Origin of the sequence: Halobaculum rubrum, from assembly GCF_019880225.1 — an archaeon.
Taxonomy (GTDB): domain Archaea; phylum Halobacteriota; class Halobacteria; order Halobacteriales; family Haloferacaceae; genus Halobaculum; species Halobaculum rubrum.
Map to the genome: position 1 here is coordinate 522,871 of NZ_CP082284.1, position 19,761 is coordinate 542,631.

The following is a 19,761-nucleotide window of genomic DNA, read 5'->3' on the forward strand; positions in this document are numbered from 1 at the left end:
AGCGCGTCGTTGAGGAGTGATAGATGCTGGAGTTGGAGCACGGGTTCCGCGCGGTCGACGTGCACGCCCGCCTCGATCCCGACGACGGAGCGGTTGTCGCCTCCCGCGGGCGCGACATCTCCCCCGAGCGGCTCCAGCGCGAGATGCACCAGGCGGGCGTCGTGCAGTCGGCGGTCGCGCCGGGGCCGCGCCCGGCGGGCGAGGGGTACCTCCGCGCAAACAACGCCGTCGCACGCCTCTCGGTCGACCGACCGTTCCGCGCGATGGCCCGGCTGAACGGTCCCCGCGATCCCGGCGACTCCGCGGTCTCCCGGCTGCGAAACCTCACCGCCGCTCCCGCGGATCACCACACCGACCCCGGCGACGTGGAGCAGTACGCCTACGACAGCCGCCTCCACGGCTTCGTGCTCGACCCGGTGAACGACGGACTCCCCACGGAGGCGACGCTCGAACAGATCGCGGCCGCCGACGAGCCCGTGCTCGTGCACGCCGGACGCGGCTATCCGCCCGACGCCGTCGCCGAGACGGTGCTGTCGTACGGCTTCCCGACGATCCTCTCGTCGTTCGGCGGCTACCCGCTCGATCGGGCGCTGATGGACGAGGCGCTGGAGCTGTTGGACTCCTACGACGACCTCTACCTCGACACGGCGTTCGTTCGGTTCCGGGACGTCCTCGAACGCGGCCTGCTGGAGCATCCCGACCGCGTCCTGTTCGGCTCGGGCGCGCCCGACACCCATCCCGACGTGGGCGTGATGGAGGTGCTCACGCTCGACGTGCCCGAGGACCTGCTCGACCGCGCGCTCTCGAAGAACGCCGCGCGCGTCATCGAGGGACTGGCGCCCGGCGCCGACGCCTGACTCCGGATCGACCGCTGGTCGCTTCTGTTCCCGTATAACCGCCTAGTCCGTTCGTCGGTCGTACCGCGCGACGGCCCGGTCGGCACGCGCGGTGACACCGTTCGGGTTCCGCTTCGGGGAGCGATCGCGCGCACGAGCGACGAGCCCGTCCGACGCGCCCGCGGAGATCCCCGCGACCACGTCGCGCCCGTTTCGCACCCACGAGGTGGGGGTCGCGTCGCCGCCGAGCACGTCACGCATCGCGCCCGCGGCGTCGCCGGCGGCGTGGCCGATCGTCCGGCGCAACACCGTCGGGCGAATCCCGTAGTTCTTCGTGAGCCGGTACGCGAGCGCTCGATACTTCCACCCGAGATCGCGGCGCTCGATCCCCCCGTCGGTGGCCTCCGTGCGGCGTCGAGCCGCGACAGCGGCGCTCCAGGTCACGTCCACGTCCATCCCCGCGAGGCGGTGTGCGGCGTCGCGGGCGCCGCCGGTCTCGAGGTACTCGTCGAAGCCGTCCAACTCCTCCAGCACGGGCCGCGCGAGGACGACGTTGCGGCCGTTGAAGTACGACACCTCCCGGTCGGCGATGCGTCGACGCTCCAGCCCGTCGCTGGTCGCGCCGCCGCGCACCGTCCGCCGAAGCGGTCCGGTGACGACGGACGCACCCTCGGCGAACGCCTCGTCGACGGCCTCGCGCCACCCCGGCTCCGGCTCGTAGTCGTAGCCGAGGAACGCGACCGCGTCCCCGTCGGCCACCTCGAGGCCCGCGTTGCGGGCGACGTTCACGTTGCGCGCCGCGATCTCGACGAGGACGTCCACGTCGTCGCGGTCGCGAACCATCCCGGTCGTCCCGTCGGCGGAGGGGCCGTTCACGACGATCACCTCCACGTCCGGCGCGACGGCCGCCAGCGCGTCGAGGGCGGTCGCCAGCCTCTCCCGACCGTTGAGTGTCGGGACGACCACCGAGAGCTCCATAGCTCACGGTAGGAAGTCGGAGACTTAAAAGGGGGGATTCCGACCGGTGTCCGAACCGAACGCACGGTCGTCGGCGACGGCCGCAAGCGGCCGCCGAAGCGTTCGAACGGGGGCGCTCCGGGTGTGCGTCGACCGATCAGCGGTTCAGGTAGTAGACCTGCTTGCGCGCGTCCTTGAACGAGTAGCGCGAGCCGACGAGCCCCTGCTCTTCCAGCCGGTTGAGCGCGTAGCGTACGGTGCGGTCGGGGAGCAGCGACTCCTCGGCCAGTTGGCCCTGCGAGAGCGGCGCGTCGCCCTCGAGAACCTTGGCGACGAGCTTCGCGCTCGGCGGCAGATCGCTGAGGAGATCGCGATATTCGGTGTCGGTGAGCGCGTCTGCGGCGTCCGGGTCCGCGGTACTGGTGCTCATACCCGTCCGGAGTTCGAGGGTGGTGGTAAAGGTTGCCTCAATACAAGCCCAACTCGTGCATATCCCTTATACGTATTATATCATGCCGTCGATTCGAGCGATATCGGCCTCTTCAGCCCGACTCGTGCGCGAGAACGTCGGATTCCGGTTTGCCGGCGTCGGACGACCGGACGATCGACCTCGGAAACGAGTCAGCGGACAGTATACTACACGACGACACGTTTGGCCGGTGTCTGGTCACGGCCGTCTGCTTCATCGGTCACGATCTCGTCCGGTTGGATCGGCGTGTTCGACGCCAACGACCAAGTGGATCCCGGGCGAGGAACGCACGTGATTCCCGAGTCGCACGTCGACATCTTCGAGTCGGAGTCGTTCGCTCACCTCTCCACGGTCATGCCCGACGGCACGCCCCAGGTCACGCCGGTGTGGGTCGACCACGAGGACCGCGAGTACGTGCTCGTGAACACCGCCCGCGGGCGCCGCAAGGAACGAAACATCCGGAACAACCCGAAGGTCGGGCTCTCCGTCACCGACCCCGACGACCCGTACCGCTACGTGTCGGTCATGGGCGAGGCCGAACTCACGGAGGAAGGTGCCGTCGAACACATCGACGAACTGGCGAAGCGCTACTTCGACGTCGACGAGTACCCCCACCACGGCGAGGAGTCCGGACCGCGCGTCATCGTCCGCATTCCGACGGAGAAGATCACCACCAGCGGATGAGCGATCCGGCGATCGCGAATCCGAGTCCGATCGACCCCGAGGGGCGAGGCCGGCAGACTGCACCCCGGTCGTCGGGGTATCAGTATCGTTTTACCGCTCGCCCGAGCATCCCGAGGTAGTGTGAAGGGCCAGGAGTGGTACCAGGCCGACTCGGTCGCCGAGGAGTACGACGACAAGCGGTTCTCGAAGGGCGGACGACTCATCGACCGCCGCGAGAAGCGTGCCGTACTCGAGGCGCTCGGGCCGGTCGAGGACGAGCGTGTGCTCGAGATCGCCTGCGGCACCGGACGGTTCACCGTGATGCTCGCCGAGCGGGGCGCCGACATCGTCGGCCTCGACATCTCCGACGCGATGCTGGCGCAGGGTCGCGAGAAGGCGCGCCGAGCCGGCCTGGAGTCGACCGTCGAGTTCATGCGTGGCGACGCCGCCCGGCTGCCGTTCCCCGACGATCACTTCGACGCCGTGTTCGCGATGCGCTTTTTCCACCTCGCGGACACGCCCGCGAAGTTCCTCGCGGAGATGGCGCGCGTCTCGAAGGACGTCGTCTTCTTCGACACGTTCCGCGGATCCTCCTTCCGCGTGCTGTACAACTGGGCGTTGCCGATGGGCTCGCGACTGTACGGGCGAGAGGAGGTCGATCGGCTCGTCGACGGCGCCGGCCTGCGTCTCCGCCGCGCCGATCACGACTTCGTGTTCCCGTACGGCTTCTACCGCGAGGTTCCCAACGCCGTCGCCGACCCGTTCTGGTCGCTCGATCGGACCATCGGAGGCAACGCGATCGGGGAGAAACTCTCGTCGGTCTCCTACTGGACCGCCGAGGTCTGAGACGCGCGATCGGCGGCGGATTCCTCGGTTCGAACGACCAGCTGCCGCCGTCCGTTACTCGTTCGTCGGCACGGACACCACCGGCACGTCAGTCGCATCCCGTACGTTGCTCGCCAGATTCGACGGGGAGAACAACCGCGTGAGCCCGCTCCGGTCCGGCTCGGCGACGACGACGAGGTCGACGTCGTTGCCGTCGGCGTACACGCCGATCTCCTCGGCCGGCGTGCCGTAGCGGAGTCGTTTGCGTACCGGGAGGTCCGCCGCTCGACCGGCGTCGCCGACGGCGTCGAGCGCCGTCTCCGCCTCGTCCTCGCGCCGCTCGACGACCATGTCCCAGTGGTCCACCGACGCGTCCATCGGGACGACCGACAGCGCGTCCAACTCCGCGCCGTGTGCGGCCGCCAACGAGACTGCTACCTCGTGTACCCGTTCGTTCGTATCGTCGTCGACCGCGAGAAGCACGCGGTCGAACCCGCCGACCGGTGACGCACTCGATTCGACCGCCCGCTCGTCCGCCGTGTCGATACTCGAACTCGTAGTTGCCATTACGACACCGATATGGCTCTATAGGCAAATATTTGTCCATTTTTGTTCGGAAGAACTCGTTGGTATAGACTACTATAGACTGTATACAGGATGAACGTCCAATACATTGCCGACGTCCGTGATAGATCGGGGTTCGGAATCGCCGGGGTGACATGTCGGCTGCCACGACGGAGGCATGTTCGCCGAGGAAGGTGCGGGGCAGACGGTCCGGGAGGGGCGCGCGGCGACCGTTCCCGTCGGTCGGCGGCGGCGACCGAGGACCGCTCCGTCGTGAAATCGGGCCGTCAGAAGATGTTCGCCTGTCGATACACCGAGATCCCGTCGTCCATGATCTCGTAGGGCTTCGTCTCGCGCGAGTGGTTGGCGTCGCGGATCTTCTGGATCTCGATCGCGAGACGGGTCTCCCGGAAGTCCGACGGGCGCACGTACCGGAGGACGAACACCGCGTCGGTGAGGTACTCCACGATGCCGTGGCGGGAGGCGAAGGCGTTCTCCTCGGAGGCCTCGCTCGTCAGCATCGTCGTCACGCCCGCCTCCTTCAGCGAACGCGCGAAGTCGAACACCTCCGAGCGGCGCTTGCTCGGGTGGTCGTACATCATCTCAAGCAGGGAGACGGAGTCGAGCACGAGGCGGTCGGCCCCGAACTCGGTGACGAGCCGGGAGATGTCGTCTCGGATGGAGTCCAGCGAGTTCGCCATCTCGATGGGGTCCATCGCGACGACCGCGAGGCGGTCCGCCTCGGCGTGCCGGCGGAACTCCCAGCCCTTCTCCTCGGCCGTCGAGAGGATCGCCTCGCGCGACTCCTCCAGCGTGATGTAGATGCCGTTGCCGCCGTCCTCCAGCACCTCGTTGAGGAACTGGAGCGCGAACGTCGTCTTTCCGGTTCCCGCGCTCCCGATGACGGCCATCAGCGACCGCTCGGGAATGCCGCCGAGGATCATCTCGTCGAGCCCCTCGATACCGAGGTCGATGCGAGGGATGTTCGACTCGAACTCCTCCTCGTCGAAGTCGGGGGAGCCGCCGCCGGGCTCGCCGCCACCGAACCCGCCCTCGAAATCGCCGCCGAAGTCCCCGAATCCGCCGTCGAAGTCGTCGCCGCCGCCTCCTCCCGGCCCGTCGGTTCCGGGTGCACCCTGCATCGCCGCGCCGAAATCGTCGCCGAACGGATCGTCCGCGGGACCGCCGTCCCCGTCGGCGGGAGCGGGATCGGGAGCCACGTCCCCGTCCGGATCTTCGCTCACGCCGCCGAAGGGGTCGGCGTCGTGCGGCGTGTCCGGCTCCGCCGACCGCTCCGATCCCGCGTCGCCAGTCGATCGATCCGGAGTCTCGCCGTCGGCGCCGTCGTCGACGCCGCCGCTCCCGTCGGGGCCGCCGAACTCGTCGCCGCCGAACTCGTCGCCGCCGGTAGTGTCGGGCTCCCCCGCGTCGTCGGCCGCCTCGTCGAAGTCACCGCCGACGCCGGCGCCGAACGAGCCGTCGTCGATATCGTCGAACCCCTCCTCGGTCGATGCGAATCCGGAATCGACCGGGCGATCGCTCGGTTCCGCGTCCCCGTGCTCGTCGTCGGACGCGTCCTCGCCGCGCTGTCGTTCGTCGTTCGCCCCGTCGTTGGGGGCGTCAGTGGCGTCCTCGCCGTCGTCCGCTCCGGCATCGCCGTCGTCCTGCTCGGCCTCACGGAGCGCGCGTTCGAACCAATCGTCGTCGCTCACAGTCGATCCCCCCCGCGAGTCCGACCGACCGACGCCCGCCGTAGCTGGTCGCAGGCACCGTGCGCCGCCGTCGGCCGTACGGTCATCGTCGTTCCGGAGACGGTCCGCGGACATGAATGTTCCCCAGCGGGCCGTCGGATCCGCGCGCGGGCGGTGGGCCGCTGTCGGATGGCTTTTTGCCCGGGGACGGCGACGTGCGCGTATGGAAGTCGGGATCGTCGCCCAGAAGGGGAACAACCGCGCGGCGTTCCTCGCCGAGGAGCTGCGCGACAGGCTCCACGAGGTCGACGTGCGCGTCGTCGTCGACGAGGCGACCGCCGACACGCTCGATCTCGACGGGGTCCCCGTCGCCGCGATGGACGGCGTCGACCTCGTCGTCTCCGTCGGCGGCGACGGGACGTTCCTGTTCGCGGCCCGCGGCGCCGGCGACGTCCCGATACTCGGCGTGAACCTCGGCGAGGTGGGATTCCTCAACGCCGTCGCCCCCGATGAGGCCGTCGACACCGTGCTCGCGGAAGTCGCCGCCTTTCGCGACGACGGGATGCGGGTCCGCGAGGCACCCCGTATCGCCGCCAGCTGTGACGGCTGGCGCTCGGAACCGGCGGCCAACGAGGTCGTCGTCCAGGGCGGTCGCCGGGGCCGCGGCGGCGGCGTCGGCTACGAGGTTCGCGTCGACGGCTCGCTGTACTCCGGCGGCCACGCCGACGGCGTGCTCGTCGCGACCCCGACCGGGTCGACCGCGTACAACCTCTCGGAGGGCGGCCCCCTCGTCCACCCGTCGGTCGACGGCCTGGTCGTCACCGAGATGTGCGCCGAAGGGGGGATGCCGCCGCTGCTTGCGGACCCCGACGCCGCGGTGAGCGTCACGCTCACTGACGCTGACGAGGCGGTCGTCATCACCGACGGCCGGGGACAGCGCACCCTCGACGTACCCACGGACGTGACCGTCGCGGCGACCGAACCGCCGGTCAGGATCGCCGGCCCCTCCTCGGACTTCTTCGAGGCGCTCGGGAAACTGCAGTAACCAGTATCGGCCGGAACAGCCCCGACCGTTCCGGTTCACGCGTCGCGCAAGTCCGCCAGCGCCCGCGATCGGATCGCCGCGGCGGCGACCTCGTCCGCGCGCTTCACGACCTCGGCCTCCAGCGTCGCGGGCTCCACGCTCGTTCGTCCGGTGTGCGAGAGCACGATGTGCGACAGTTCGACCGGCAGCCCGGCCGCCTCACAGACGTGGACGCCGACGTACGGGTGTCCGAGGAGGTCGTAGTAGTCGGTGCCATGCGAGCCGCCGTCGTCGTGCGCTGTGTCTCCGGCGGAGTCTCCGGTGCCGTCGCCGTGGGCGGCGTCCTCGGGGGAGAACTCGTACAGCTTGCTGATGTCATGGACGAGCGCGCCGGCGACGACGAGGTCACGGTCGAGCCCGAGGTCCGGTCGACGGTCGAGCAGCCCGTCAGCGAGCGCCGTCGCCAGCGCGGCCACGTCGGTGACGTGCTCGACGTTCGTCTCGTCGGGGAGCCCGAGGCGCGCCTGCTCGTCCGAGAGCCACGGGACTGCCCGGAGGTCGTCCCACTCGGTCTCGGCAAGCGCGAGCGCATACGCGTCGCGAACGCCGGCACGAAGGCCGGGATCCTCGATCCCGTCGTACGACGGGAACACGTCGCCGAGATCCGCAGGTAGCGGAGCCGAACCGTCCGGAGCGCCCGCAGGGCCGGTCGAGTCGTCGCTCATGTGCGGTCGTACGCGGGAGACGGTGAAAAAACGGCCCACGGTCCGCGGTCCACGGCTACGGCCGACTGGCCGCGGCGTTCCTCGCGCGCCGCAGTCGTCGCGGCTCAGTCGTCCGCGCGTCCCCACGCCTCCAAGCGACGGGGGCGCTCCGAGACCGAGAGCACGTCGAGGTCCTCGCCGCGGGAGGCGAGCGCCTCCAGCGACGCCTCGACGGACTCGGTCGTCGAGAGGTACGCGACTTCCTCGGTGACGGCCGCGCGCAGCGCGTCGACCTCGTCGGAGATCAGCAGGTCAACGTCGCCGCGGCGCAGCGCCCCCTCGATGTCGCCGATGGGCTCGATATCGTAGTACTCCTCCAGCCCCGCGCGAAGGTGCTCGTACTCCTCGGCCCCCTTCAGCGGGAGCGTGTCGCCGACTGTCTCGAGGGCGACCGTGCCGCCGTCGGGGAGCCGCTGGCCGGCGGCGTCGAGCGCCTTCCCGTAGGCGACGCCGAAGTCACTCGCCGTGCCCATCACCTCGCCCGTCGACTTCATCTCGGGACCGAGGCGCGGGTCCGAGTTCGGCAGACGGTCGAACGGGAGGACGACCTCCTTCACGGAGAAGTGCTCGGGGACGGCCTCGTCGACGTCCATGTCGGCCAGCGACTCGCCGGCCATCACGCGCGCGGCGAGCTTCGCGATCGGGACGCCCGTCGCCTTCGAGACGAACGGGACCGTGCGCGAGGAGCGCGGGTTCGCCTCCAGCACGTACACCTCGCCGTCACGGACGGCCAGTTGGACGTTCATGAGACCGACCGTATCGAGCGCGTCGGCGATCTCCTCGGTCACCTCGCGAACGCGCGTCATCGTCTCGGCGTCCAGCGAGCGCGGCGGGATGACGCACGCGGAATCACCCGAGTGGACGCCCGCGGCCTCGACGTGCTCCATCACGCCGCCGACGAGCACGTCCTCGCCGTCGGAGACGGCGTCGACGTCGAGTTCGATCGCGTCCGCGAGGAACTCGTCGACGAGGATCGGCTTGTCCGGGGAGACGCGGACAGCCTCCTCGATGTACTCCTTCAGCTCCGCGTCGTCGTCGACGACGCGCATCGCGCGACCGCCGAGGACGTAGCTCGGGCGGACCAGTACCGGGTAGCCCAGTTCCCGAGCGAGATCCAGCGCCTCCGCCTCGCTGGTGGCGCTGCCGCCCTCAGGCTGGGCGATGCCGCGCTCGTCCATGAGGCGGTTGAACCGGTCGCGGTCCTCCGCCAGGTCCATCGCCTCGACCGAGGTACCCATGATGTCGCAGTCGACGCCGCGGCGCTCCAGTTCGTCGCGCAGCGGCTCGCCGATGTCGACGGAGGTCTGCCCGCCGAACTGGATCATCACGCCGTCGGCGGCGGTGGCCTCGATCACGTCGGCGACCTCCTCGGCGGTGATGGGCTCGAAGAACAGCCCGTCGGAGGTGTCGTAGTCGGTGGACACCGTCTCGGGGTTGTTGTTGACGACGTGCGCCTCGATGCCCTGTTCGCGCAGCGCGCGCACCGCGTGGACCGAGCAGTAGTCGAACTCGACGCCCTGCCCGATGCGGATGGGACCGCCGCCCACGACGACCACGCTCTCGGCGTCGCGGTCGACACGGAGTTCACCGCCCGCGGCCTCGCCCTCGTAGGGACCGGAGAACCACTCCGGCTTGCGCGAGGAGTAGTAGTACGGCGTCGACGCCTGGAACTCGCCGGCGCAGGTGTCGACCTGCTTGTACGTCCGGCCGGGGACGTTCGCCTCGACCTGACCGACCCCGGCGCGGGCGGCCGAGACAGGGACCCCGTCGTCGGTGGTCTCGATGCCGGCGGCGCCGGCGGCGGCCGCCTCCGTCGCCTCCGCGGTGCGCCACGCGCCGCGCGTCTCGGGCAGCCACGTGAGGCTGCTGTCCTCGAAGACGTTGCCCGCGAGCGCCGAGATCTCCGCGTTCGTGAAGCCGGCGGTCGCCGCGGGCGTGAACTCGCCGTCGACGACCTCCTTGCTCGCCTCGACGATGCGGGCGAACCGCTCGACGTACCACTCGTAGATGCCCGTCGCCTCGACGACCTCCTCGACCGAGAAGCCGCGTTCGAACGCCTCGAACATCGCGTACGGCCGGTCGGGGCTGGGACGGACGAGGTACTCCTCGCGCAGTTCCTCTTCCTCCAGGTCGCCGAAATCGACGGCGGGGTCGTAGTCGGAGGAGCGAAGCGCCTTCAGGAGGCTCTCCTCGAAGGTCCGGCCGATCGCCATCGCCTCGCCGGTCGACTTCATCGCCGTCGAGAGCGTGAAGTCGGTGTCGTCGAACTTGTCGATGGGCCAGCGCGGCACCTTCGTGACGACGTAGTCGATGGCGGGCTCGAAGGCGGCGGTCGTCTCGCCGGTGATCTCGTTGGTGATCTCGTGGAGGCGCTTGCCGAGCGCGACCTTCGCGGTGACGCGGGCGATGGGGTAGCCCGTCGCCTTCGAGGCCAGCGCCGACGAGCGCGAGACGCGCGGGTTCACCTCGACGACACGGTACTCGCCGCCGGGGGTGCCGTCGTCGTGCCACGCGAACTGGATGTTACACCCGCCCTGAATACCGAGGTCGCGGATCACTTCGAGCGCGGCGTCGCGCATCTCCTGGTGGCCGTCGTCGGGGATGACCTGCGAGGGCGTGACGACGGTGGACTCGCCCGTGTGGATCCCCATCGGGTCGAGGTTCTCCATGTTGCAGATGATGACACAGGAGTCGTCCGCGTCGCGCATCACCTCGTACTCCAGTTCGACCCACCCGGAGATGGACTCGGTGATGAGCACCTCCGAGTTGCGCGAGAGACGCAGCCCCTTCCGCACGCGGTCGATCAGCTCCTCCATGTCGTCGACGACGCCCGACCCGCTCCCCCCGAGGGTGTAGGTCGTGCGCGCGATGACAGGGAGCCCGCCGACGGCGTCGACGGCGTCCTCGACGCGCTCGCGCAGGTCGGCCTCGGTCAACTGGGCCACCTCCTCGCCCTCGTCGAGCGAGATGGTCGTCGAGGCGGGGACCGGCTGGCCCAACTCCTCCATCCGCTGGCGGAACAGGTCGCGGTCCTCGGTCGCGTAGATGGTGTCCAGCGGCGTACCCATGATATCCACGTCGTACTCCTCGAGCACGCCTTCCTCGGCCAGCTCGGCGGTGACGTTGAGGCCGGTCTGACCGCCGAGGCCGGCGATGACGCCGTCCGGCTCCTCCGTCGCGATGACCTCGGAGATGGCCTCGACCGTGATCGGCTCGATGTACACCTTGTCCGCCATCTCCGGGTCCGTCATGATCGTCGCCGGGTTGGAGTTGACGAGGACGACTCGCGCGCCCTCCTCCTGCAGCGCGCGACACGCCTGCGCGCCGGAGTAGTCGAACTCTGCCGCCTGTCCGATCTGGATGGGCCCGCTGCCGATGAGGAGGATAGTGCGGTCCTCCCCGTCGGTGTCCTGACTCATTACCGCTACCGAGTGCGCTCATCGTAATAAGGACCACGACTTGTGCCGATTTTCGCAGCGACGTTACGAAATTCGTAATGCGACGGTGTGTCACACCGCGCTGCACGGACGCACTCCTGGTCGCCGTCGCGATCGAGTCCGTACCCGAGACCGAAACGAAACCGCCGCTCGCGGGGTCAGACGTACACGTCGTCGGCGTCGAGGTCGCGCTCCGCGCGGTACTGGTCGACGAACTCCGCCACGTCGAACTGCAGCATCTTCTCCTCGAACTGCGTCATCGCGGTCGAGTCGTCGGCGTGACTCACCGCGTGCTCCATCAGCTCGATCACCAACTCGACGATGGTCTCGTGGAGGCGCCGGGAGTCGAACTCGGTCACCCACAGCATCGAGTACCCCATGTCGGGATTCTCGCTGGCGTCGACGGCCGTCACCCGTTCGGGGAACTCCTCCAGCACGACGCCCATCAGGTGCGGGGTGCCGAACTCGGGCATCTCCTCGCTGGTCGTCTCGACGGCCTCCCGCAGCGTCGTCACGAGGAACTCCGGGAGGAAGCGCTCGGGCGGGTTCACGTCGGTGACGACGCCGTGGCTCGCCCCGCACGCGCAGTCGTACTCGCGCATGCCGAGGTCGAACACCGACATCGGCCGCGTCTCGCCGCACGGCAACTCGACGGCGTCGTCCCCGCCTCCGGGGACGCGCGGTTCGCTCATACCCGTCGTTGGCGCCCGCGTGGGTTAAAAATCGCGTTCGGCGACGCGGGCCATCCACAAGCGACTTGCCACGCCGTCGCGCACGCACCGACATGATCGCTATCGTCGGCGGCGGTATCGCGGGGTTGGCCGCCGCGCGTCGCCTGCGCGCGAACGGGCGCGAGGTGACGGTGTACGAGGCCGGCGGGGAGGACGCGCTGGGGGGACTCGCGCGCACCTACGGGACCGCGGGCGACGACATCGAGCAGTTCTACCACCACCTCTCGAAGTCCGAGGAGACGATCGTCGAGTTGGCCGAGGAACTGGGACTGGGCGACCGCCTGGAGTGGCTCGTCGGAAAGAACGCGTACTACGTCGACGGCGTCGTCCACCCGCTGGACACCCCGTGGCAGATCCTCGCGTACCCGCACATGAGCGTGTACGACAAGTTCCGCCTCGGGATGCTCACCCTCGAGATCGACGTTCGCGGCGGGATCCCCTCGTTCGACACGTACGACGACCTCGCGGACTTCGAGGACGTGCCGATCAGGGACTTCCTGCTGGATCACACCTCCCGCGGCGTCTACGAGAACTTCTTCGAGCCGCTGCTGGACGCGAAGTTCGGCTCGCGAAAGGACGACGTGAGCGCGGCGTGGCTGCTCGGTCGGGTGAAGTTCCGCGGCGAGCGCGACCTGCTTCGCGGGGAGATCCTCGGCTACTTCGACGGCGGCTTCGCGCCCGTCATCGACGCACTGATCGACGACGTAGGACGCGAGCACATCGAGACGAACGCGCGTGTCGTCGACCTCGACACCGACGATGTCGGCGGCAACCTCGGCGGCGACGGGGGAGGAGACGGGGATATGATCGGGGACGGGAACGCCGGCACTGTCTCCACGATCACCGTCGAACAGGACGGCGAGACGCGAACGGAGGCCGTCGACGGCGTCGTCGTCGCGACGATGCCGAACGTGCTGGAGGAGCTCACCGGCTACGGCTGCGACATCGACTTCCAGGGCGCCGTCTGTGCGGTCGCGACCATGGACGAGCCGCTGACGGACACCTACTGGCTCAACATCGGCCACGACGCCCCGTTCGGGGCGCTCATCGAGCACACCAACTTCGTGCCGCCAGAGCGCTACGGCGGCGACCACCTCCTGTACGTCGCAAGCTACGTCCAGTCGCCCGACGAGTGGCTCTGGGACGCGAGCGACGCGGAGGTGGAAGAGCGCTGGCTCGACCACGTCGAGGAACTGTTCCCGAACTTCTCGCGCGACTCGGTCTCACAGTTCCGCATCGCTCGCGCGCCGCGGGCGGCGCCCGTCTACGAGCGCGGCTATCTCGACATGGTCGTTCCCTACGACCTCGCGGACGAGGTCGCCGACGGGCTGTACTACGCGGGAATGGCCAGCGAGGCGCAGTACCCCGAACGGAGCCTGAACGGCGGGGTCGTCGCGGGCTACGAGTGTGCCGACCGGATCCTCGGGAACTGATCGGTTCCGAAACCTCTCCGCCGTGTGGGCGCGCGACGGTCCCCGTCCGTATGGCCGTCGCTCACGCCTGTACGCACACGGCGATAACCGGAAGAACTGCGGTGCGGTCGTGGACGCGCCGCGAACGGCGAGCGGGCGCTATCGGGTTCGATCGATGCGTCCGAGCCAGTTTGGGGACCCGCTTACGCGAGGTCGCGGATGCGCTCGACGACCTCCTCGGCGAACTCCGAGGTGGCGAGCTTCGTGGCGCCCTCGCGCTGCCGCTCGAGGTCGTAGGTGACGCGACCCTCGCTGATCTGCTGCTCGACGGCGTCGCGGACGAGGTCAGCGGCGTCGTTCCAACCGAGGTACTCGAGCATCTCGCGGCCCGAGAGGATCATCGCGGTCGGGTTGACCTTGTCCTCGCCGGCGTACTTGGGGGCGGAGCCGTGGACGGGCTCGGCCAGCGCCATGCCGTCGCCGTAGTTGACGCCGGGGGCGATGCCGAGGCCGCCGATCTGGGCGCCGGCGGCGTCGGACATGTAGTCGCCGTTGAGGTTCATCGTCGCGATGACGTCGTACTCGTCGGTCCGCGTGAGGATCTGCTGGAGCATGTTGTCGGCGATGCGGTCTTTGACAACCACGGTTCCCTCGGGCTGCTCGCCGTCGTGCTCGTCCCACAGCTGGTCCTCGGTGATGACGTCCTCGCCGTACTCCTCTTCGGCCAGTTCGTAGCCCCAGTCACGGAACGCGCCCTCGGTGAACTTCATGATGTTCCCCTTGTGGACGAGCGTGACCGAGTCGCGGTCGTCGTTGTTCACGGCGTAGTCGATGGCCTGGCGGATGAGGCGCTTTGAGCCGAACTCCGAGATGGGCTTGACGCCGATGCCGACCGGACCGTCGTGAATGGTCGAATCGAAGCCCATGTCGTCCTCGACGAACTCGCGGACCTCCTCGACCTCGTCGGTGCCGGCCTCCCACTCGATGCCGGCGTACACGTCCTCGGTGTTCTCCCGGAACGTGATCATGTCCATCTCCTCGGGGTTCTTGACCGGCGACGGGACGCCGTCGAGATAGTACGTCGGCCGGACGTTGGCGTACAGGTCGAGCGTCTTCCGCAGGGCGACGTTGAGCGAGCGGAAGCCGGATCCGACGGGCGTCGTCAGCGGTCCCTTGATGCCGACGCGGAACTCGCGGAACGCCTCGACGGTCTCCTCGGGGAGGTTCTCGTCGTACTTCTCGCGGGCGGACGCGCCGGCGTATACGCGCATCCACGCGATGGAACGGCCCGTCTCCTCGGCGGCCGCGTCCAGTACCGTCTGGGCCGCGGGGCCCACGTCGGTACCGATCCCGTCGCCGTGGATGATCGGGATGATCGGGTCGTCGGGAACGTCGAGTTCGCCGGTTTCCTCGTCGGCGAGGGTGATGACCTCGCCGTCCTCGGGACGTTCGGCAATGTCGTAGCTCATAGCACGTTCGCGTTCCGACGGCGCGCGAAAAAGCCTGCCGTTCTCCGTCTCCGCCCCGATCCGCCGGAGGGCGCGCCGGTCCGACCTCCGGTTATTTGTCCGACCGGGACGTGTCACGACCGTGAACTGCCTGTTCGTCGGCGCTGGCGCCGTCGCGCGTCGGTACGCCGCCGGCCTCGCGGACTCGCCGCTGTCGCTGACGGCCGTCTGTGACCTCGACCGCGACCGAGCGGAGTCGTTCGCCGACGCCGTCGTCGACGGCGCCCGCCACGCGGACGACGACGGCACCGACGCCGCCCAGCTCCGCGACACGCCCGCCGTCTATTCCGACCTCGACGCGATGCTCGACGCCGAGTCGGCCCCGATCGTCGTGAACCTCACGAGCCACGCCGCCCACGCGCAGGTGACCCGGACCTGCCTGGAGGCGGGGAGACACGTCTTCTCCGAGAAGCCGCTGGCGCTCGATCCCGCGGCGGCCGACGACCTTCTCGCGCTCGCTCGCGATCGCGACCTCGCGCTCGGTTGTGCGCCGATCGCCCCCGACTGCGACGCTCAGTGCCACGCGCGGACGCTCCTGTCGGACGGCCGCCTCGGCGACGTGGGGCTCGTATACGCGACGGCCCACGTCGGCCGCGTGACCGAGTGGCACGAGCGACCCGACTCCTTCCTCTCGGTCGGCCCGCTGTTCGACGGCGCGGTGTACCCGCTGTCGGTCCTCGTCGACTGGTTCGGCCCGGTCGCGCGGGTTCGTTCGGCGGACGCCGTCGACGCCTGGCCCGAGCGCGAGGAGCGACGGCCGGAGGCGCCCGCGCACGTCGAGGCGACCGTCGAGTTCGTCGACGGGCCGGTCGTCTCCCTGCGCGCGAGCCTGTACGCCGACCACCGCAGCCGCGAGTTCTACTCGCTGGAGTGTCACGGGGACGACGGCACCCTCTATCTGGCCGACGCCGGCGCGATGGCCGCCGACCGCGACGCGGTCCGGGTCCGCGGCGGCGACCGCGACTCGGTGTCCGCGCCGCAGCCGCGCCCGCGACGCGAGCGCTCGCACCTCGACGGCCCCGAACGGCTCGCCCGGGCGGTCGACCGCGGCGACCGTCCGCGAGCGTCGGCGCGGCGCGCGGCACACGTCGTCGCCGTCTGCGCCGCGATCGAGGCGGAGGCGACCGAACCGGAGACGACAGCTTCGGACGGGACGGGCCGTGCGATCGGCGGCATCGACACGAGCGGAACGAACGACCGCGACCTCGCCGCCCCCGTCGGTGTCGGTTCGCGATCGGCTCCGACCGTCCGACCGCCCGGCTCCGGGGTGCCCGACGGCGCCGCGCTCCGTCTGCCCCCGGTGGGATTCGGCTGCTCGCGCTACCGGGACGGCGAGTACGTCGACCGGGTCGAGTCGATCGGAACCGCGCTCGACGCGGGGTACCGCCTGCTCGACTCGGCGGAGCTGTACGGCAACGAGTCGCGGATCGGCGACCTGCTCGCGTCGCCGGGGACGCCCGATCGCGAGGGCCTGTTCCTCCTCGGGAAGGCGTGGAACACGAACCACAGCCACCTCCGGGAGGCGTGCGAGGGGTCGCTCTCGGAGCTGGGCGTCGACGCGTTCGACTGCTACGCGCTCCACTGGCCCGACGCCTGGGCGTATCAGGGACCCCTCCGCGAACTGGCCGAGCGCCCGGTCGACGAACAGGAAGCGCTGACGTTCCCGACCGACGACAGGGGGGAGCGTGCGACCGCCGACCGCGACCTCGCGGACACGTGGCGCGACCTCGCCGCGCTCCGCGAGGACGGGCTCGCCCGAACCATCGGCATCTGCAACGTCGACCTGGACGGTCTGCGTGACCTCGTCGCCGAGACGGGTATCCGGCCGGCGCTGGTGCAGGTGGAGCGGCATCCGTACGCGCCGAAGGCGGACCTCGTCGACTGGTGTCACGAGCGAGGGATCCGGGTGGTCGCACACTCGCCGCTGTCGGCGCCGGGGCTGCTGGAGGACTCCCTCGTCACCGCGGTCGCCGAGGAGGCGGACGCGACGCCCGCAGAGGCCGTCCTCGCGTGGAACGTCGCCGCCGGCGTCGTCCCCATCCCCGCAAGTACGGACCCCGACCACGTCGTCTCGAACCTCGCGGCCGCGCGAGTCGAACTGACCACCGACCAGCGCGCGCGCCTCGACACGCTCGCCGACCCCGACTTCGAACGATGATCCCTGGCCCGGTCGCCGTCGCGACCGTGTTCGCGATCGCACTCACGATCGGCGCCGGAGCGATAACCGCCGGTTTCGGGTCCGAAACCGCCGGCGCGTGGGTGGTTCCGGCGGCCGTCGTCGTCGCCTGGGAGAGCGTGTTCTTCTTCCGTCGAACCGGGCTGAATCACCCGCCGGACGACCCTGACGCGCTCGCCGACGAGATCGGCGTCGCGAACGCGGTGACGCTCGGGCGGGGGCTGCTGTACGCCGGCGTCGCCGGGTTCGTCCTGACCGGGCCGCTCGCGGGACCGTGGGCGTGGGCGCCGGCGCTGTTATACGGGTCGGGCGCGGCGCTGGATGCCGTCGACGGCGCGCTCGCGCGCCGACTCGGTCGTCAGACCGTCCTCGGGGAGAAGCTGGACATGGGGATCGACACCCTCGGGTTCCTCGTCGCGCCGCTGGCGGGGGTCGCGTGGGGTCGGATCCCGATCTGGTACCTGACGCTGTCGGTCGCGCGCTACCTGTTCAAACTGGGTCGCTGGCGCCGCGGTCGGCGCGATCTTCCCGTGTACGACCTCCCGTCGAGTCGGGTCCGTCGGCCGCTGGCAGGGGTCCAGATGGCGTTCATCGCCGTCGCGCTCGCGCCCGTGCTCCCGGCCTCGGTGGTCGCCGTGATCGCCGGCGTCGTCGTCGTCCCCTCGCTCGCGGTGTTCGTGCGCGACTACCTCGTCGTCGCGGGGCACCTCGGGGACAGCGATGACGATGCCAGAGAACCCGGCGGCGACGGGAGAGAGGACACGGGCGACGAGGGGCCGGCGAGCGCGAGCGACGTGGCCGGCGCCGGCGACGACTGACCGACCGTCTTCGTGCCCCTTCGCCGCGCCGGTTCCCGTGGATTGATGCGGGGCGGCGCCGCCGGGACTCCCATGCGAGTCATCTGCCACGGCGGCGCCGGCGGCGTCCCCGACGAACCGGAACCCCGACAGGCGGTCCTCGACGACGCCGCCGAGACCGGCGCGGACGAGTCGACCGTCGTCGACGCGGTCGTCTCGGCGGTCGAGGTGCTGGAGGAGTCGCCGCGCTTCAACGCCGGCTACGGCGGCGCGGTCCAGTCCGACGGCGTCGTCCGAACCGACGCGGGGATCATGACCGAGGAGCGCGAGGCCGGCGCCGTCGCGTCGATGCCGGGCGTCGCGAACGCGGCCGCGGTCGCGCGCGTCGTCATGGAGGAGACGCCCCACGTGTTCGTCTCGGGCGTCCACGCGGTCGACCTCGCCGACGACTTCGGGGTCGAGGTCGAGCGCGAACTGCTGACCGACGACGGACGCGACGACTACGAGGACGCCGACCCGCCGGCGCACGACGGCGGACCGCAGGCCCACCTGGAGTGGTTAGAGGAGAAGTTCGGCGGCCACGACACGGTCGGCGCGGTCGCACACGATCCCGGGGCGGACACCTTCGCGGCGTGCACCTCCACCGGCGGGCGCACGTTCGCGCTCGCGGGCCGCGTCGGCGACGTGCCACAGATCGGCTCGGGGTTCTTCTGTGCGCCCGCGGGCGGCGCCAGCGCCACCGGCGCCGGCGAGGACATCGCGAAGGCGACGCTCACGCGACGGGCGGTCCGCCACCTGGAGGACGGGCTGGACGCGCAGGCCGCGGCCGACCGCGCGATCGCGGAGTTCGGCGAGCTGACCGGCTCCTCGGCGGGCGTCATCGTCCTCGACGGGGCGGGCGCGGGGTCGGCGTACAACTCCGAGGGGATGCAAACGAGCGTCGCGACCGACGAGTAGCAGGCTGCGTTCGGTCGTTCGCCCCGTTTGCCTCGGTTCTACGCGACTTCGACCGCGAACAGCAGCGCGTTGTGGACGCCCGGGCCCAGCCCGACGGCCGTCACGAGCGCGAGCAGCGCGTGGCCGTAGCGTGGCTCCTCGCGCACCGTCGGCGCGACGGCGACGACGACCAGACACGCGACCGCGAGCTTCACCAGCACGAACAGCCAGCCGGCACCCAGCGCGTCCGCCGTGGGCAGGCCGGCAGCGAACTCGATGATCAGCCGGGAGGCGGGCGTTCGTTCCCCGAACCCGAGCAGGTCGATCCCGACGGCGGTCGTGACGCCGTCGATGCCGTGGGCGGCGACCGCGAGCAGTCCAGCACGGCCGGCGATCCGGACCGACTCGCGGACGTGGTACAGGAGCACTCCGACGCCGACGCCGAGGGCGGCGCCGCCGACGAGTCCGGCGGCGGGGAGCAGGGGAGAGAGGGTTCCGTTCGAGAGCCCGTGGTCGACGACGCCGGCGACCGTCGGGACGAGCGCGAGCGTGCCGGCGAGGCCGAGCGCGAGGGCGTCGTCGCCGGCGCGGTCGACGGAGAGCGCCGCGAGCCACACGGTCCCCGCGACCGCCGCGGTCGTGAGGTACGCGCTCGGCGTGCCGAACAGTGGCATGACGGCAGCCGGAAGCGCGCCGAGGGCGTACAGGACGTGGCCGGCGGCGCCGACGCACATCCACGGCACCAGCGCGAGCACGTGGCGGCCGCCGAAGTCGGGGTCGCGCCGCCGGAGGCCGAGACCGACGGCCGCGAGCGCGGCCGCGAGCGCGAGAAGGTACGGCAGCGGCGGCAGCCCGAAGCCGGCCGGGAGCAACTGCCCCGGGAGCGCGGGCCGGCGGATGAGGGCGAGAGCGTCCATGCCCGTGGGGGCACGCCGGCAGGTGAAAGCGTTGGGGAAATCGACGCGCCCGCG

General features: G+C 70.3%; 17 protein-coding genes. 8 read left to right on the forward strand and 9 right to left on the reverse strand.

The features are described from left to right. Positions 1–23 precede the first annotated feature (23 nt). A complete protein-coding gene (locus K6T25_RS02770) occupies positions 24–857 on the forward strand; it encodes an amidohydrolase family protein (protein ID WP_222916317.1) in 834 nt (277 codons plus the stop codon). A 42-nt stretch (positions 858–899) separates the two neighbouring features. Here the strand turns inward: K6T25_RS02770 and K6T25_RS02775 are convergent, their stop codons facing one another. Continuing rightward, positions 900–1,814 (reverse strand): glycosyltransferase family 2 protein, encoded by a 915-nt coding sequence (locus K6T25_RS02775; RefSeq protein ID WP_222916318.1) that lies wholly within the window; start codon positions 1,812–1,814, stop codon positions 900–902. A 136-nt stretch (positions 1,815–1,950) separates the two neighbouring features. Further along, positions 1,951–2,223: a MarR family transcriptional regulator gene (locus K6T25_RS02780; protein ID WP_222607189.1), complete on the reverse strand. Its 273-nt coding sequence runs from the start codon at positions 2,221–2,223 to the stop codon at positions 1,951–1,953. 330 nt (positions 2,224–2,553) lie between these two features. Between K6T25_RS02780 and K6T25_RS02785 the strand changes: the two genes are divergently transcribed. Then, on the forward strand, positions 2,554–2,946 hold the full coding sequence (locus K6T25_RS02785) for a PPOX class F420-dependent oxidoreductase (RefSeq protein WP_222916319.1): 393 nt from the start codon (positions 2,554–2,556) through the stop codon (positions 2,944–2,946). A gap of 120 nt (positions 2,947–3,066) precedes the next feature. Beyond that, positions 3,067–3,771, forward strand: coding sequence for a class I SAM-dependent methyltransferase (locus K6T25_RS02790; RefSeq protein WP_222916320.1), 705 nt, complete (start codon positions 3,067–3,069; stop codon positions 3,769–3,771). Between the two features lie 54 nt (positions 3,772–3,825). Here K6T25_RS02790 and K6T25_RS02795 read toward each other — a convergent pair whose 3' ends face one another. Together K6T25_RS02795 and K6T25_RS02800 are read right to left on the reverse strand one after the other, a co-directional pair. Further along, positions 3,826–4,317, reverse strand: coding sequence for a universal stress protein (locus K6T25_RS02795; RefSeq protein ID WP_222916321.1), 492 nt, complete (start codon positions 4,315–4,317; stop codon positions 3,826–3,828). A 284-nt stretch (positions 4,318–4,601) separates the two neighbouring features. Beyond that, the gene (locus K6T25_RS02800) at positions 4,602–6,026 is read right to left on the reverse strand and encodes a KaiC domain-containing protein (protein ID WP_225917789.1); all 1,425 of its coding nucleotides are present in this window, start codon (positions 6,024–6,026) and stop codon (positions 4,602–4,604) included. 202 nt (positions 6,027–6,228) lie between these two features. On the opposite strand from K6T25_RS02800, the gene K6T25_RS02805 reads away from it, so the two are divergent. Continuing rightward, on the forward strand, positions 6,229–7,050 hold the full coding sequence (locus K6T25_RS02805; RefSeq protein WP_222916325.1) for an NAD(+)/NADH kinase: 822 nt from the start codon (positions 6,229–6,231) through the stop codon (positions 7,048–7,050). Positions 7,051–7,085: 35 nt separating this feature from the next. Here K6T25_RS02805 and K6T25_RS02810 read toward each other — a convergent pair whose 3' ends face one another. The 3 genes from K6T25_RS02810 to K6T25_RS02820 all read right to left on the reverse strand — a co-directional run bounded on the left by K6T25_RS02810 (position 7,086) and on the right by K6T25_RS02820 (position 11,922). Further along, the gene (locus K6T25_RS02810; RefSeq protein ID WP_222916327.1) at positions 7,086–7,754 is read right to left on the reverse strand and encodes an HD domain-containing protein; all 669 of its coding nucleotides are present in this window, start codon (positions 7,752–7,754) and stop codon (positions 7,086–7,088) included. 104 nt (positions 7,755–7,858) lie between these two features. After that, complete coding sequence (carB, locus tag K6T25_RS02815) at positions 7,859–11,212, reverse strand: carbamoyl-phosphate synthase large subunit (RefSeq protein ID WP_222916329.1); 3,354 nt, start codon at positions 11,210–11,212, stop codon at positions 7,859–7,861. 176 nt (positions 11,213–11,388) lie between these two features. Beyond that, a complete protein-coding gene (locus tag K6T25_RS02820; protein WP_222916331.1) occupies positions 11,389–11,922 on the reverse strand; it encodes a DUF5815 family protein in 534 nt (177 codons plus the stop codon). A gap of 92 nt (positions 11,923–12,014) precedes the next feature. Here K6T25_RS02820 and K6T25_RS02825 point away from each other — a divergent pair, with 92 nt between their 5' ends. Continuing rightward, positions 12,015–13,394 carry an NAD(P)/FAD-dependent oxidoreductase gene (locus K6T25_RS02825; protein ID WP_222916333.1) on the forward strand — a complete coding sequence of 460 codons (1,380 nt, stop codon included), beginning with the start codon at positions 12,015–12,017 and terminating at the stop codon, positions 13,392–13,394. Positions 13,395–13,576: 182 nt separating this feature from the next. Here the strand turns inward: K6T25_RS02825 and icd are convergent, their stop codons facing one another. Beyond that, the gene (icd, locus tag K6T25_RS02830; RefSeq protein WP_222916335.1) at positions 13,577–14,842 is read right to left on the reverse strand and encodes an isocitrate dehydrogenase (NADP(+)); all 1,266 of its coding nucleotides are present in this window, start codon (positions 14,840–14,842) and stop codon (positions 13,577–13,579) included. Between the two features lie 121 nt (positions 14,843–14,963). On the opposite strand from icd, the gene K6T25_RS02835 reads away from it, so the two are divergent. From K6T25_RS02835 to K6T25_RS02845, 3 genes are all read left to right on the forward strand, one after another. Then, positions 14,964–17,039: an aldo/keto reductase gene (locus tag K6T25_RS02835; protein WP_222916337.1), complete on the forward strand. Its 2,076-nt coding sequence runs from the start codon at positions 14,964–14,966 to the stop codon at positions 17,037–17,039. Beyond that, the gene (locus tag K6T25_RS02840; RefSeq protein ID WP_222916339.1) at positions 17,036–17,875 is read left to right on the forward strand and encodes a CDP-alcohol phosphatidyltransferase family protein; all 840 of its coding nucleotides are present in this window, start codon (positions 17,036–17,038) and stop codon (positions 17,873–17,875) included. Before K6T25_RS02835 ends, K6T25_RS02840 begins: the two co-directional genes overlap by 4 nt. A gap of 72 nt (positions 17,876–17,947) precedes the next feature. Next, positions 17,948–18,811 (forward strand): isoaspartyl peptidase/L-asparaginase, encoded by an 864-nt coding sequence (locus K6T25_RS02845; protein ID WP_222916341.1) that lies wholly within the window; start codon positions 17,948–17,950, stop codon positions 18,809–18,811. Positions 18,812–18,849: 38 nt separating this feature from the next. On the opposite strand, the gene K6T25_RS02850 is transcribed toward K6T25_RS02845, so the two are convergent. Continuing rightward, positions 18,850–19,707 (reverse strand): DUF63 family protein, encoded by an 858-nt coding sequence (locus K6T25_RS02850; protein ID WP_222916343.1) that lies wholly within the window; start codon positions 19,705–19,707, stop codon positions 18,850–18,852. Positions 19,708–19,761: the final 54 nt, after the last annotated feature.

Bases quoted from the DNA above. Each gene is read 5' to 3' on its own strand.
- K6T25_RS02770 (WP_222916317.1), top strand. From the start codon at position 24: ATGCTGGAGTTGGAGCACGGGTTCCGCGCGGTCGACGTGCACGCCCGC.
- K6T25_RS02775 (WP_222916318.1), bottom strand. From the start codon at position 1,814: ATGGAGCTCTCGGTGGTCGTCCCGACACTCAACGGTCGGGAGAGGCTG.
- K6T25_RS02780 (WP_222607189.1), bottom strand. From the start codon at position 2,223: ATGAGCACCAGTACCGCGGACCCGGACGCCGCAGACGCGCTCACCGAC.
- K6T25_RS02795 (WP_222916321.1), bottom strand. From the start codon at position 4,317: ATGGCAACTACGAGTTCGAGTATCGACACGGCGGACGAGCGGGCGGTC.
- K6T25_RS02805 (WP_222916325.1), top strand. From the start codon at position 6,229: ATGGAAGTCGGGATCGTCGCCCAGAAGGGGAACAACCGCGCGGCGTTC.
- K6T25_RS02810 (WP_222916327.1), bottom strand. From the start codon at position 7,754: ATGAGCGACGACTCGACCGGCCCTGCGGGCGCTCCGGACGGTTCGGCT.
- carB (WP_222916329.1), bottom strand. From the start codon at position 11,212: ATGAGTCAGGACACCGACGGGGAGGACCGCACTATCCTCCTCATCGGC.
- K6T25_RS02820 (WP_222916331.1), bottom strand. From the start codon at position 11,922: ATGAGCGAACCGCGCGTCCCCGGAGGCGGGGACGACGCCGTCGAGTTG.
- K6T25_RS02825 (WP_222916333.1), top strand. From the start codon at position 12,015: ATGATCGCTATCGTCGGCGGCGGTATCGCGGGGTTGGCCGCCGCGCGT.
- icd (WP_222916335.1), bottom strand. From the start codon at position 14,842: ATGAGCTACGACATTGCCGAACGTCCCGAGGACGGCGAGGTCATCACC.
- K6T25_RS02840 (WP_222916339.1), top strand. From the start codon at position 17,036: ATGATCCCTGGCCCGGTCGCCGTCGCGACCGTGTTCGCGATCGCACTC.
- K6T25_RS02845 (WP_222916341.1), top strand. From the start codon at position 17,948: ATGCGAGTCATCTGCCACGGCGGCGCCGGCGGCGTCCCCGACGAACCG.
- K6T25_RS02850 (WP_222916343.1), bottom strand. From the start codon at position 19,707: ATGGACGCTCTCGCCCTCATCCGCCGGCCCGCGCTCCCGGGGCAGTTG.